At 61.2% G+C, this 13,714-nt stretch carries 13 protein-coding genes and 1 pseudogene; 6 read left to right on the forward strand and 8 right to left on the reverse strand.

The window, feature by feature from the left end; genetic code table 11:
• Positions 1 to 63: 63 nt before the first annotated feature.
• The 5 genes from K3F48_RS04385 to K3F48_RS04405 form a co-directional block, all read right to left on the reverse strand.
• Complete coding sequence (locus tag K3F48_RS04385) at positions 64 to 852, reverse strand: SDR family oxidoreductase (protein WP_222574203.1); 789 nt, start codon at positions 850 to 852, stop codon at positions 64 to 66.
• A 419-nt stretch (positions 853 to 1,271) separates the two neighbouring features.
• Positions 1,272 to 2,300 (reverse strand): hypothetical protein, encoded by a 1,029-nt coding sequence (locus K3F48_RS04390; RefSeq protein WP_370631351.1) that lies wholly within the window; start codon positions 2,298 to 2,300, stop codon positions 1,272 to 1,274.
• Between the two features lie 523 nt (positions 2,301 to 2,823).
• Positions 2,824 to 3,960 carry a peptide-binding protein gene (locus K3F48_RS04395; protein ID WP_255608256.1) on the reverse strand — a complete coding sequence of 379 codons (1,137 nt, stop codon included), beginning with the start codon at positions 3,958 to 3,960 and terminating at the stop codon, positions 2,824 to 2,826.
• A 156-nt stretch (positions 3,961 to 4,116) separates the two neighbouring features.
• Complete coding sequence (locus K3F48_RS04400) at positions 4,117 to 4,353, reverse strand: helix-turn-helix transcriptional regulator (protein ID WP_222574205.1); 237 nt, start codon at positions 4,351 to 4,353, stop codon at positions 4,117 to 4,119.
• Positions 4,353 to 4,973, reverse strand: coding sequence for a DUF2975 domain-containing protein (locus K3F48_RS04405; RefSeq protein ID WP_255608259.1), 621 nt, complete (start codon positions 4,971 to 4,973; stop codon positions 4,353 to 4,355). Before K3F48_RS04405 ends, K3F48_RS04400 begins: the two co-directional genes overlap by 1 nt.
• 63 nt (positions 4,974 to 5,036) lie before the next feature.
• On the opposite strand from K3F48_RS04405, the gene K3F48_RS04410 reads away from it, so the two are divergent.
• From K3F48_RS04410 to K3F48_RS04420, 3 genes are read left to right on the forward strand one after another with little or no spacing between them, the layout of a single operon-like run.
• Positions 5,037 to 5,393, forward strand: a complete 357-nt coding sequence (locus K3F48_RS04410) for an HIT family protein (protein WP_222574206.1) — start codon at positions 5,037 to 5,039, stop codon at positions 5,391 to 5,393.
• Between the two features lie 19 nt (positions 5,394 to 5,412).
• Positions 5,413 to 5,970: a hypothetical protein gene (locus K3F48_RS04415; protein WP_222574207.1), complete on the forward strand. Its 558-nt coding sequence runs from the start codon at positions 5,413 to 5,415 to the stop codon at positions 5,968 to 5,970.
• 32 nt (positions 5,971 to 6,002) lie between these two features.
• Positions 6,003 to 6,911: a carotenoid biosynthesis protein gene (locus K3F48_RS04420; RefSeq protein ID WP_222574208.1), complete on the forward strand. Its 909-nt coding sequence runs from the start codon at positions 6,003 to 6,005 to the stop codon at positions 6,909 to 6,911.
• 586 nt (positions 6,912 to 7,497) lie between these two features.
• On the opposite strand, the gene K3F48_RS04425 is transcribed toward K3F48_RS04420, so the two are convergent.
• Positions 7,498 to 8,409, reverse strand: a complete 912-nt coding sequence (locus K3F48_RS04425; protein WP_370631352.1) for an HAD-IIB family hydrolase — start codon at positions 8,407 to 8,409, stop codon at positions 7,498 to 7,500.
• 668 nt (positions 8,410 to 9,077) lie between these two features.
• On the opposite strand from K3F48_RS04425, the gene K3F48_RS04430 reads away from it, so the two are divergent.
• From K3F48_RS04430 to K3F48_RS24170, 3 genes and pseudogenes are all read left to right on the forward strand, one after another.
• Positions 9,078 to 9,347 carry a hypothetical protein gene (locus K3F48_RS04430; protein ID WP_222574209.1) on the forward strand — a complete coding sequence of 90 codons (270 nt, stop codon included), beginning with the start codon at positions 9,078 to 9,080 and terminating at the stop codon, positions 9,345 to 9,347.
• A gap of 431 nt (positions 9,348 to 9,778) precedes the next feature.
• Positions 9,779 to 10,141, forward strand: coding sequence for an MmcQ/YjbR family DNA-binding protein (locus K3F48_RS04435; protein ID WP_222574210.1), 363 nt, complete (start codon positions 9,779 to 9,781; stop codon positions 10,139 to 10,141).
• A gap of 179 nt (positions 10,142 to 10,320) precedes the next feature.
• Positions 10,321 to 10,484, forward strand: a pseudogene (locus tag K3F48_RS24170) (IS5/IS1182 family transposase); the annotation flags it as partial.
• Between the two features lie 78 nt (positions 10,485 to 10,562).
• Here K3F48_RS24170 and K3F48_RS04440 read toward each other — a convergent pair.
• Positions 10,563 to 11,906 (reverse strand): sigma-54 dependent transcriptional regulator, encoded by a 1,344-nt coding sequence (locus tag K3F48_RS04440; RefSeq protein ID WP_222574211.1) that lies wholly within the window; start codon positions 11,904 to 11,906, stop codon positions 10,563 to 10,565.
• A complete protein-coding gene (locus K3F48_RS04445) occupies positions 11,903 to 13,627 on the reverse strand; it encodes a HAMP domain-containing sensor histidine kinase (protein WP_222574212.1) in 1,725 nt (574 codons plus the stop codon). The genes K3F48_RS04440 and K3F48_RS04445 overlap by 4 nt, the downstream gene beginning before the upstream one ends.
• Between the last annotated feature and the right edge of the window lie 87 nt (positions 13,628 to 13,714).

Here is a 13,714-nt window from a genome sequence, read left to right on the forward strand (position 1 = left end):
ATTGCCGCGACGGGAAACTTTCATAATTTGGCGCTCGAGGATCGGCCCCCAACCGCTTGGCTATCATTCAGGTCGCCGGTAAGGAAAACTGGCGGCTCTCCCAACGAGGGGACGTGGAAGCGTACGACTGGCATGATAGGCTACACGGTTGCCCAACCCAGGCACTGTCATGTAACGCCGCCGCACCAGCGCTTCGACCGCTGATGCAGCGCAGCGATCCACGTCCATCAGCCCCATCCGCCCCCAACGCAAGTCGCTTTGTGCGGCCATAGCCGTATCTATGCCTCCCGGCAAGAAAGCGCCGACACTCACACTCGTCCCTCTGAGTTCGACTGAAAGCGCCTGAATGAGCGTGTTTATATACGCCTTCGAGGCGCCGTAAACCGCCTGGTACGGCAACGAGGTCTCGGCTCCCAGACTGGAGATCGCGAGAATCGCCGTCTCGGAACGACGGAGTTTGAAGATGCTTACGATACGCGCAAGCAGGTCCGTGAAGCCGAGAACATTGGTCTCGATCAAACGATGATAGTCGGAAAGTTTGTTTGCGTCGAACTGACCAACGCTGGTGAGACCCGCCGCGAGCAACGCTGCTGTCACATCGAGCTCTTCGACCTTGGCGGCGATCCGCGACCGCCCCTCTTCTGTGCTCTGGTCGGCCGAGACGACCTCGCTGGCGATTCCAAAACGGATTTTGATTTCGGACTGCAGATCGAGCAATCTGCTCGTACGGCGGCCGACCAAGATGGGCTTCGCTTTGTAGGAACTCGCCAGGCACAGCGCAGCGGCCCTGCCCAGGCCCGACGAGGCGCCAGTGACCACAACCCACGATCCAGCGATAGGCAGGGCCGCCATTATTTTCCTCTCTCGGGATAGTTTCCGGGCTCACTCGAGTGTTTGCGGGAGAAGTCTCGGATGTCTTGCGATCTCGCCGATTTTTTCCGGCCCGCTTGGCGGTCACGGTCCTTGGGGGCGTGGGCAACTCCAACTTTCTTCCTATCTCTGTCGTTCTCCTTGGGCATTGCCGGCGGCTCGCCTCTCGTCCGATCCATCCGAAAATCCCCTAACCTCATCACGCCTTTATGCAGACAGCTCGCAAGCGTCCGACAGGCATTTGATTGCGGACATTGATTCGCAAGCGGTGAACTGCGCGCGCCAGCTTTCAAAGACGCTTTTCGTAAACGCGGTGGGTCTTGTAAATCTTACCACCGAACATTTCTATCGGCTTACGCATGGGGAGGTTATCTTCCAGCACCCAACCTGCTTCCAGCTCTTCAATAGAGTGATCCGCACAGAGGCGTTGCAGCTCCTCGATGACCGCCATCAAAATTGCCCCGCCCGTCGCAGCTATGCTGCAGCTCTTTGCGTAAGCCGAGTAAAAGAACCCGGCCGGTCTTGTACTTGTGCGTGCGAAAGCGGGAGATGAGGCGCATTACGCCCAATGGAAGCAAGCGACCGCGGAGATCAGCAATGATCTCGAAGAAATTCGGCACGGCGACGAGAAATGCCTTGGGCTGATTGTCGAGCTCGATCACCATCGTGAATTCCGGTGGAGTCGCGACGCGCAATGCATCCGCTATAGAGTCGAACTCAGCCTGCGTGAAGGGTACGTAGCCCCAATTGTCGCGCCAAGCGTCATTGAAGAGATCGGACATGAGCGCCGTCTCACCCTTCTTGAGCCGCGAGAAGTCGATCTGTCGGATCTCGAGACGATCCCTCCATTCAGGTCGATTCGAAATGCGGGCTCGCTTGCTCCATTCCTCGGGAGATTTCTTCAGCACGTAGGAGATCAGATCGCGCGCCTTTTCGTAGCCGAGAGATTCGACGTGCCGATGGAGATACGGGGGATGCCACGGCGTGAGGAACATCGGCACGCTCTCGAAGCCCTCGACGAGCATACCCAGCTCTCTATTGATGCTCGGTGAAAAGGGGCCATGTATGCGATCGGCGCCCCTAGCCTCGAGCCATCTTTCCGCTGCGCCCGTCAGGGCGCGAACGACGTCGATATCATCGATGGCATCGAGTGAGCCGAACTGCCAGCGTGACGCGGCGACCGGCGCATAGTCGTCTTTGTAGACCTGGGCCGATACGCGACCCACCAACTTCCCGTCGCGCGATGCGAGGAACTTTTGGGCTTCGACGAGCTTGAAATGCGGATTGAAAGCTCGACTGTGGAGCATCCATTGCTCGACATCGAGTGGCGGAACGAACCCCGGCATCCCAGCATAGCAGAGGCGCGGGAGTTTGCTGTACCCCAAAAATTGCCAAAGACTGTTGGCAGGAACAACGTCGATTCGCGCCATGTCGAGTCCTTACCACCTATCGATGACACCCACGTCGTCATCTCGACTGTTTGATGGCAAATTGACGTCCGCGGCTCTTTGCGCGCTTGTTCTTTTATCCTCATATACTCGAATGTCCAACGCGGAGGAATGGCGGCCATCATGGGGACATCAGCGTCGTCAATTCACAATGGATAGTTGGCGAGCATTATGATCTCGATCGCCTCGAGAGGCTCTCTCTCATCATCCTCGTCAGTCGCCATTCCGCTTTCGAGAACAAACGCCCTGCACAAGAGATTGGAGCCGATGTCCGGTTCGAGTGCAGGCAACACATCGTTATCGGAATGACTTGCGGCAGTTCGAACATCTGATTCTCAATTGGGGCATTGAGCTTCGCAAACGTCTGACTCGCCACGAGACCTCGAAAGCGGCGGGAGCAGAAACGTTCGTCCCCGCCCCGGCGCCAGTCCGACGGCGCGACACCGAGTCCTTGGCGCGCATCCTTCGTATCAGGCGGTCGGGCGAAGGGGACGTTTTGCCCTGATCAATCGTATCCTATGATCGCCGCGTCGATTTCGATCCGCGCACCGTCGCGCTCCAGCAGCAGCCGGCGTCGATCCCCCGGGGCGCCGTGGAGCTTCGACAACACCGCTTCCCTGCCGGCGCCACGAATATCGGCGCCGTCGACGGCCACGAGCTCGTCGCCGATTTCGGCTCCTTCGATGCCTTCATCGCCTCCCGCGGTGCTCGCCTTACGAACAAAGTTGCCGATGAAGTAGCGATCATCGCGCCGAACGAGGGTAAGACCCGGCTGATCGAGTTCGTGCAAATCGACGCTCCGCTGCTTTCGCCAATAGGTCATTCGGTTCGGGTAGTCGATCGTCAGTTCGTAATCTTTGAGTACATTGCCGCCGAGCCAGCCGACGACGGGTGTCAGAGCCGCCTTGCTCCAATTGTCCCAAAAGAAGTCACCGAGCAATCCATCGGCGAAGACGCCGAGTATCGGGGCGGTCGCCAGTGCGCCGACATTGTCGAGGGAGAGCGCGCCGACCGTCATTCTCGGAACGCGGAACACGACCCCGTCCTTCTCGAAGGCGAAATCGACCATATTGGCGTTGGCCGGACCGACCGCGCCAAAAGCGCGCCGCCAGTCGGGATGTTGCGCCATCCAGCCCCTCGCGACGTCCCCTCGCACCCAGCTGTAACCGGAGCCAGCGTCGAGCGCGAGCGGATAAACATTATCGCCGATTTTGGCTTCGATCGCGATGACGCCGGTCTTCGAATTGACCTCGCACGGAACGGCCACACCCTCTGGTTTTCGCGCCCCGGGCTCCGCGACAACCAATGAGTGACGCCCATAGTCGAGAGTGACGATGAATTGCTGTAAGAGACTCGCCGGCAGCATGGCTTCGACCGGTTTGGGCGCGAAGAGGTGTCGAAAGTCCGGAACGCCGAGGCCGCCGTCGCCATTCACGACGTCGGCCGCCTCCGCCATGATCGCGCGGTCGCCGATCCAGAGTCGTAGCGGTCGTCCTCGGTCGATGGCCAACTCCTGATAGAGCGTCCGCGTCAGAACCGGCGCCGCCATACCCATGTTGAACCAAACGAGCGCCTTACGCGCTCCGCCTTCCGGCGTCTCGAAGGCGACGTCCATCAGCACACGCCCGGCGTCGAGGATCATGGGAATTTCGCCAGTCGCGAAAGCCGCGGCCGTTTGCGGCGGAGGGCCTTTTCGCGCCGCCTCGGCCGGCGCGAAAACGCAACTCAGAAGAAAGGGAACAACCAAAAGCGGACAACGTGGAAAATCGGTCATGGCGAAGCCTAGCCACAGAATGAATCAAACGGCGTCTTTCAAGGATTCAGCCTCATCATCCGGCGTATATTCCATCAAGTCACCGGGCTGGCAGTCGAGATAGCGGCAAATCGCGGCGAGCGTCGAAAAGCGAACGCCATTCACCTTGCCCGATTTGAGAAGCGAGAGATTGGCCTCGGTGATGCCGATCGCCTGGGCGAGCGTCTTTGAGCGAATCCTGCGTTTGGCCAGCATGACGTCGAGGCGCATGATGATCGGCATCAGACGAATCCGTCCCGTTCCTGTTCGATCTCACGACCGAACTCCATGACGTCGGCGATGACGAAGGCCAGCGCGCCGAAGATCAACGACATGACCTCATCGAGGTGAAACCAGATCGGGTCATTCGTCACGCCCGCGAGCATGATGACGCGATTTGCGACGAACGGCGCGACCGAGTAGAGAATGAGGCCGACGCCCATGAATTTTATTCGGCGCGCATTTGCGAAGGCGAACACGATCCCATCAGCATAGAGACGAAACAACCCGCGCGCCTCGTGAAGAATGAACATGATCGGCGCAGTGAGAAGGCAGATGGCGACAGCGCCCGCCAGCCGCTGGCTCAAGGTAAAGGCCGAGAGAGCCACGCGGCCGCCGGCCGGATCTGGCGCTCGTCCGATCCATAGTCCTCCCGGACCAAATGAGAGCAGCGGCCCGTCATAGAGCAGCGCCGCCATGGCGAGCGTCAGGGTAAACGCCGCAGCCAATGCGAACGCGACGGTCAGCGCGGTCGCGAGCAGATCGCTTCTGCGTCGGATGGCGACCCGTTTTGGCTGATCCTGCGTCGCAGCTATCGGCCGAGAGGGAAAGAGCGTGACATTGTCCATGGGGATCTCGGTCATTCTGTTATTGCCATAGCGAATTAATTATCGTATAGCAATAATATTATGCCGATTGGAGCTCCCATGTCCAGCTCAAAATGCCCATTTTGCGCCGTGTCGCCGCACGCTCTCGTCGCAGAAAACGAACTCGTCATCGCAATCCGTGACAAGTTTCCGATACGCCCCTTGCACACTTTGGTCATTCCAAAGCGTCATGTCGCCGACATCTTCGAGGCTTCGGCGGCCGAGCGAGAAGCCGTTCACGAACTCGCATCACTATGCCGCGCGATGCTGATGGACGAGGACCCGACCATAGGCGGATTCAATTTCGGCTCGAACATCGGCGAAGCGGCGGGACAAAAAATATTTCACGCGCATCTTCATCTTATCCCGCGACGGGTCGGCGATACTCCGCCGCCACCGGCGCGCCCCGTCGCGTGAAATGAGTTTCGGCGTTCCTATGACTTCCACGATTGTCATTATTCGGCACGGCCGCGTCGCGATTACATCCGACGGGCTCTTCTCACGCGAGGACTTCCTTCGCTACGTCGAAGATTACGATGCTGCGCCCCTCTGCTCGGATTCCCGTCCGCCAGAAGAATTGATCGAACAGCTCCGACTGGCTCGCACGTTGTTAGCGAGCGAACTGCCACGCGCGAGAGAATCGTCGCGCATTCTCTTTCTCGATCAAGACATTCGATACGACGCGACGTTCAATGAAGAGCCGCATCACCTCGTTCCACGACTCCCATTTCGAATGCCGCTCGTCGCCTGGTTCGCTTGGTCGCGCGTCGGCGAAGCAATGAGTCCATCCCTGCAACGGGCAGTCGCCGCGCGCGGATCGATCGCGGCGAAGCTGCTGATCGTCGAGGCGCATCATGGACCCACGGCTCTGATCGGTCACGGCTGGTTCAATCGTGTCATTGCACGTTCGTTGATCGAAAGCGGGTGGAGATGCTCCCTGAGACACGGAGGTTCAGAGCCGTGGTCCTTCCGCGTCTTTTCCTCGCGCGAATGACTTCGGTGACAGCCACGAGAAAGGCTATGCTCATGAAATTTCGTTTTTGGGCTCGGAGCGCGACAATTGTTTTTCTCATCGTCGTTGTCGTTTTCGCGTGGAGCGCCACACTTTTCGCTCAAATTCTCGCGGCGATCTCCATTTCCTGCGCATTCGGAATCGCGTGCGATGCCTATGGCGTCAGACACGCCGTCGCACTTCTCCTGATTTGCTCGGCTATAACGTTCACCGTCGAGAACATCGGCGTAGTTACGGGTCTGCCGTTCGGGCTCTATCACTTCACGGTCGGCGCCGATCTACCGCAGATCGGCGTCATCCCGCTCGTCGTCGGCGGCCTATGGTTCGGCATGGGATATTGCTCATGGGTCGTCGCCGGCGCCCTGCTCGACCACGCCGACGCACGGCTGAACGAGAAAGGCAATGTGATCGCCCTACCCCTGGTCGCGGCTTTCGTGATGACGCAATGGGACGTCGTCATGGATGCGCCGAGCGCGACCATCTCTGGAGCGTGGATATGGCATAAGGGTGGCGCCTTCTTCGGTGTGCCGATCTCCAACTTTTTCGGGTGGTTCTCGACTTCGTGGCTGTTCTTTCAGGCCTATGCTCTCTATCTGCGTGGGCAAGAGCGGGCGCTGAATTCAGCCCGTGCGCAAAATCGCGAGTTTCGATCGGCGGCCGTCTTGCTTTATCTGAGCGCCGGTCTCACTCATGTGACACCGTGGCTAATCGGACCGGGCGGAGATTCGGTCGACGGCGCCGGTCGTGTTTGGCGCATCGAAGACATACGTGAAAGCACCGTCGCCGTCATGCTATTCACGATGCTATTTTCCTCTACACTCGCGTTGCTACGCCTCTGGCGCGAGCGCCTGGACTCCGCAAACGCGTCGGGAGCCTTTTGCGACCGATTGCTTTCCAGCAATGTCGATGCGGGCGGGTTGTAGGCAGGCGTCGACACCCAACTTGCGATCTCGTCGTGAAGGCGATTAAACAAAAAGCGAGAGCCTCACGAGGGGGCTCGGCGTCCGATTTGGTGCGACGGCCGCTCGTGACCCCTCCCCTTGTCGCTGCCGGCGGCAACTCGCGCCGATGGGTGGAGTCGGTCGATTCGACCAGACCTCGATGACGCGCCGTGCTTGCCGACCCGCGCTTTACGCCCGCGCGAACCCGACCGCTTTTCGATCTGCGGATACCACCAGCGTCTCACGCATCCGCGATCGTGGATGTGTTGATTGATGGTTTGGGCTTGAGCGGAGAAAGATCCGGAACTCGATGATGCCTCGCAAACCAATTCTTTTCGGCCTTGTGATCGCCACTGCTCGTGTTCCGTGTCTCCATGTCTTTGCACTTGTGGAGATGGAAGGCGACAGATCCTCCGGTTTGAAGCCTACGTGTGAAGGTGTGCGGAAGCATCGTGCTGTATCATGTAAATCGGACCCATGGCCTCACGGGGCGAGCCTCGTCCAGAGGACTTTCGCCCTCTGAGACTGTCCTTCATTCGATGCCTACCGAAACGAAGTCGCGTGCCCGCTACCCGTTGGCCGCAGTCTTCCGAGAGGGCGGTGACGGCAGAGACCTTGCCATCAAAACCGCGTCAGCGGCTTCGACGAAGCCGTCGCCCCCCGGCCCCCCGCTAATCCATGTCGGAGGAGTCGGTATCTGTGGAAGGTCGCGCGTGACCGTGCTGACCCCGACTGTGTGCCGGAAGAAGTCGAACATCGGCGCGTCGTTGATCGAATCCCCAACATAGAGCACTGCATCGCGCTCCACTTCGATGTCGACGCCGTAGCTTGTCGCTAGAACGCGACGAGCCATGGCGAGCTTGTCGTAGCCTCCGAGCCATCCCAGCACCCACAGATTATTGTCTGTCACGTCGGCTCCAGCGGCACGCATCGCCGACGAGATTGCGGCGCGCGCATCAGGGTCTTCCGGTCGGGCGAAGGCGATACTCGTCAGCCGGAAGGGCTGATCCTCGGCGAAAGTTGCGCCCGGAATGGAGGCAAGAACATCTCGCGCGATCTCGGCGAGGTGGCCCGACACGGCGGCCCGATCATCCGCGCCGTGCCAAAAGGTGCGCACGAGGCCATGGCCTTCAGCCCTCTCGAAGAAGAAGCCGCCGTTCTCCCCGATCACGCCGTCCACCGGCCACATCCGGGCCATCTGATCGCACCAGCCAGCGGGCGCCGCGGTAACGGGGATCACTTTCACGCCCGCGCTCTGCAAGCGTTCGAGCGCATCATAGGTGCGGGCGCCGAGACGGCCCCGAAAGGTCAGGGTCTCATCCATATCGGTCAGCACGAAGCGGACGTTGCGAAACTCCGAGGTGTCGGCTTCGGCTAAAGGCCTCAAGGCTTTCTCCCGTCTGGCGTAACGAGGGCGCTTCATATTGGCGCGAAGATCGCTTTCATTGGTGGGACGATTTTCGATTGGACGCGCGGTCACCGATTTGGGGGCTCCATGTCGTCATCAGATCGAACGCCTCGAGAAACGCTTCTACCATAACGTCGAGCCGATCCGCATCTACGCCGTCGCGGGCCTGCACCGACAGCCCGTGAAGCAGGGCGACGCAGCAGTCTTTAGAGCGCGACCTCATCGACATGGCCGCGACCTCGCCGGCATGCTTCGCTTGCCGCAGCCGTTCGATGATCGACTGGGCTTTGGCCTTGCGATGCTCGGGCAGCCAGGCGCCGAGGGCGGCGCTTTCCGGCGCGCAGTTCGTCGCGACGGAGACGATGATTGTAGCCTCTCCGATCGATAGTGTAGCGCGTGAAAGCAGCCCGAAACATATTCCTCAAGATGGACCGAATATCCTTCTCCCCGCGCGAGGCGCGGTCGGCGAAACCGTCTTCTTGCGCCTCGTAGAGCGCCGATCGCCTCGCGAAACAGCGAGCCGAGGCGGTGCCGCGAGCGGCCATCAGATCGGCCATCGAAACGCGCCCTAATAGCCGCGCGCCCAAGATAGAGCGCGCGCAGCCTCGTGCGCCGCCTTCCTATCGAACTCCCGGGGTCGTCCGGCCATGCGATTCCGGAAGCTATAAGCGACGCGGAGGAGAAACTTGCGTTGCTGCAAAGTTCGTGTAGCTGTCGTCGACCTGATTCGGGAGTGAACTATGCCGCTCACCAAACGTCAAATTAGCCAGTTAGAAAAGATCGTCGAGACCGTGCAGGCGATCCTCGCGGCGGAAGAGAAGCAGGGGTCTCGGCCGAGCAAGCAGAAAAAGGCTCCCCGCGCTTCTGCCGGCGGGACCAGCAGCCGACGGTCCGGTAAGGAACTCGTAGCTTTCCGCAAGGCGTTACGCGCGGAACGCAAAAGCGGCGCTCCCGTCGCCGATATTGCCAAGCGACACAAGGTCAGCAAGTCCTATGTCTATCAGCTCTAGCCAAGGATGCTCGGAGCCAGTGCTCACGCCGACTGGGATCCAATGTGGAGCACGACTGTTTGCCAGAGCCTATGAAAATTTGCTGGTTGCTGTCCCTTCGCGCTCACTATCAGCAATGTTGCTGGGGTCATCGTGGAATCTGTGCCAAATCGTACGCTAAGGAGCTGAAGCTGGGATCATGGGTCGGCGAGCAGGCGTCGGACGGATTTGGGCTATCGACGCTTATCACTCGGCTGATCGACCATGTGCAGGGATGAGGTGGATGGCGAAAAAGCTTCTGTTAGAATGAGCGCAGCGTTGATAGCCGATGTGTCGCGGCGTGTCGTGATCGGCCTGGCTGCGCGCGTCGCGGAAATACTGTTCGCTGCAATTCCAAAGCGAATATTCTTGATGCATGTAATCCGTTCGCGCTCATGGGAAAGGCGACGAGCATGACATATGACGAGTACAATGCCTTTTGCCGCGCGCTGGTAGCGACGAGTCATGTTGTCCAGTGGGGCGGATCGCAAGTCTGGAAGGTCGGAGGAAAGGTTTTTGCGATCGGCGGGTGGGACGAGGGCGAGCCGCGCTTCACTTTCAAGGTCAGTGACATCGCCTACGAAATTCTGAAGGAACAGCCAGGTTTGCGTCCTGCGCCCTATCTCGGCTCGCGCGGTATGAAATGGATTCAGCATTTCTCGGAGCCGGGCCTCTCGGACGAAGCGCTGCGCGACTACATCCGCCAGTCGCATTCGATGATCTCGCGAGGGCTTTCGCGGAAAAAGCGCATCGAGCTTGGACTGAATATTGCGTAGGCCTCCATCGGTTTGTGTGCTTGGTCAGCAAGTCGCCGCACGTCATCGAGATATCGAGGAGCGCGGCGCGCATTTCGGGACCTTCGACGTCGGGCAAGACGTGGGGTTGCTGCTCTGCTCACACGCTCGCTCGGCTGCATGAGGCGGGTATTATTCACGGCAACCGAAAGGAAGCGCCGATGATTCTCGACCAGTTCGGGCTGACGGACACGCAGTTTTCGATGATTGCACCTCACCGTCCCGCGGAGACACACGCGGTAAGGCGCGAGTCGATGACAGCCGGATCATCAGCGGCATAGTCCATGTGCTCGAATCCGGTGGGCGCTGGATTGACGCGCCGCCAGAAATCTTGCGCGGCTGCAGCATTGCGACGCGATCACCACGAATGTCGTCTATATCGTCGCCGTGAAATGACGCCGAGCTATCGCAACCCGAGCCTCGCCATCATCTTCAAAAGCCCTACGCGGGAGACGCCGAGGCGGCGGGCCGCGGCACTGTGATTGTGATCCGTGGCGGTGAGCGCGGCGCCGATCATGCGGCGCTCCAATTTCTCCTGCGCCTCGGGAAGCGTTTCCGAAACGGTGACTGCCGCGAGAGAGACTCCGCCGCCGCGCGCGAAGCTCAAATCCTCGGCGGAAATCGTCGATGATTGCGGATCGGCCAGCGCGACGGCGCATTCGATCGTCGCTTTCAGCTCGCGGATATTGCCGGGCCAGGACTGCGCGACGAGCCAGGCGAGAGCGTCCTGGGAAAAACGCAATTTGCGCTTCTTTGCCGCCTGCGCGAGGAAATGCGCGGCGAGAAGGCCCAGATCTTCGCGCCGCTCGTCCAGCGCGGGCGTGCGAATGACGACGCCGCGCAGCCTGTAATAGAGATCTTCGCGAAAGGCGCCGGACGCGATCATCGTCTCCAAATCGCGATGCGTCGCGCTGACGATGCGCACATCGGCGCGCCGCGCCTCGCGCCCCCCGACGGGCGTGAAACTTCCTTCTTGCAGGAAGCGCAGCAGCTTCACTTGGCAGGGAAGCGGCGCCTCGCCGACCTCGTCGAGAAGCAGAGTTCCGCCGCGCGCCGTCGCGACGAGGCCGGGTCGATCGGCATGGGCGCCGGTGAATGCGCCTTTGAGATGGCCGAATAATTCGCTCTCGATCAGCTCGGCGGGAATCGCGCCGCAATGGATCGAGACGAAAGGCCCGCGACGCGCGCTCGCCCGGTGCAGCGCGCCCGCGACGAGCTCCTTGCCGGAGCCGGTGGGTCCGAGGATCATCACGGGAAGCTCGGCCGGGCCGATGCGGCGGATCATATCCTTGACGTGCGCCATTGCGATGCCATTGCCGATCAGACCGTCGTAGGACCTCACTTTCTCCGCGCGCAACCGCGCAATTTCTCGCTCCAGCGCCGCTTTGGCGAGCGCGCGCCGGGCGCAGAAAAGCAACAGCTCCGGCTCCACGGGCTTGGCGAGAAAATCCCAGGCGCCGAGCGCGACGGCGCGCAGCGCCAGCTCATGCTCGCTATGCGCCGTCAGCACGACGACGACCGCGCTCGAAAAATCCGGCAGCAGCGACAGGCCAGCCTCGGGCGTGCGCTCCGGCGGCATGACGAGATCGAGAAGCACGAGATCGGGCCGCGCCTGCGCGAAGATTTCGCGCGCTGAAGCCGCGTCCTTCGCCGTGACGACATCATAGCCTTCGCGGGTCAGAAAGGCGCCGGCGACGCGGGCGAAGGCGGGTTCGTCGTCGACGACGAGGATCGTCTCGCCGCTCATTTCGGAAACCTCAAAGTGACGCAGGTTGAAAAGCCCTCGCGCGCGCCGAGCGCGACCGCGCCGCCATGCGCCGCCATGATCTTGGCGACGATGGCGAGGCCGAGGCCCGTGCCTTCGCTCGAACGCGAGACGAAGGGATGAAATAGCCTGTCCTTGATGTCCTCCGGCACGCCGGGGCCGTCGTCGCAGACATGGACGAGCGTCGCCTCGCGCGTCGCCTCCACGAAGATGGCGACGCGGCCGCCGGCGGCGCGCGCATTGGCGATGAGATTGTCCATCGCTTGGGCGAAGCGAAACGGATCGGCGCGCAAATGCGCATCGCTCGCGATGTGGGTCTCGACATTGCCGAAGGCCGCGGCGAGATCGATATCGGCCGGTTCGATCTTCCACGGCTTGGCGTAGTCGAGCAATTCGGCGACGAGACGATTCATGCGCCGCGTCTGCTCGATGATCTCGGCGCGCGTCTCCGCCGGCGCGGCGGCGGCCGCCATATTTACGATATTGAGCGGATTGCGCAGATCATGCGCGATCGTCGATGCGAGCATTCCGAGCTCGGCGAGCCACTCGCTCTCGGCGCGGCTTCTTCGGCGGTCGATGTCGTCCAGGCTCTGCGTCAGAACATCGGCGTAGACAATGGCGAGGCGGCGCGCGCCGGGCGGGGAATCCTCGAAACCCGTGAGCGTCGCCTCCCATTTGCCGCCGTCATTGGCGCAGCGAAGCGCCGGCTCCGGCCCTTCGCTGGAAAGAGTCACATCGACGAAGGGGCGCATGGCGGCGCGCAAATGCGTGCGCGCAATTTCCATCGCCTCGGACGGCCTATCCGCGCCGGCGAGTTCGCCACGCCATAACGCGATCATCTCGGCGGAAATCTCCGGGCCGGCGTAGACGAGCCGATCCGCCGCCCGGCGAATGGGCTCGCCGAAAGCAAAGGTCAGCGCCATGGCCGTGGCGACGACGAGCCACAGGGATACGAAATCCATGGACCGCGCGATGAAGCTCAAGGGCGCGGCGGCGAGCAATCCGGCGACGGCGGCGGCGAACAGCAGAATGAGCGCATAGGCAGCGGCGCGCCGCGCCCAGACATTGGCGGCCATCAGCTCGTAGCGCAGTATCCCGAAGACGAGCAGCGCCGGATAAATCGGCAGAGCGAGAATGGACCAGGGCGCGACCGCCACGCCGAACAGCGGCGGCGCGAAGGAGACGACGGTCGACAGGCCGACGAGCGAGGAGACGAGAACGATCGCGATCTCGCGGCGGCGCTTGCCCTCGGCGCGGCGCAGGGCGAAGGCCATCAGCCCATTGCCATAGGTGGCGAGGCCGATCGCCACGGCGACGCCGAAGAGGCCGACGCCCTCATAGCGAAAACCACGCAGGCCTGCATGTGTTTCGAAAAAGGCGCCGGCGCCGAAGACGAAAAGCAATAGGGTCGCGCCGGCGCCGAGCGCATGGACGATCGGAAGCTTGCGCGCGCCCTGCCCCGTCAGCCGGATCGCGAAATCGACCGCCATAGCCGAGCCGAGCGGCGCCAGCGCCATCGAAGCCGCGCCGATGCGCTCGGGCAGGATCAAGCCGAGGGCGAAGAGCCCGACGATCACGACGAAGGCCGCGAGCTGCTTAGCGCCCGGCGCCGCGCCGGCTCGAGCCAGGAGAAACGCCGAAAGTGCGACGCTCGACAGGAAGGTCGTCGAGATGGAGAGGGTGAACAGCAGGCTCGGCGTCATCGCCCGACTGTATCCTCAGTTTATAGGCAGTTCAATGAAATCTGTCTCTAACGTTTATAGCAACCCCATTAATATGACATAAAAACA

This window comes from Methylosinus sp. Sm6 (assembly GCF_019802345.1).
Taxonomy (GTDB): Bacteria; Pseudomonadota; Alphaproteobacteria; order Rhizobiales; family Beijerinckiaceae; genus Methylosinus.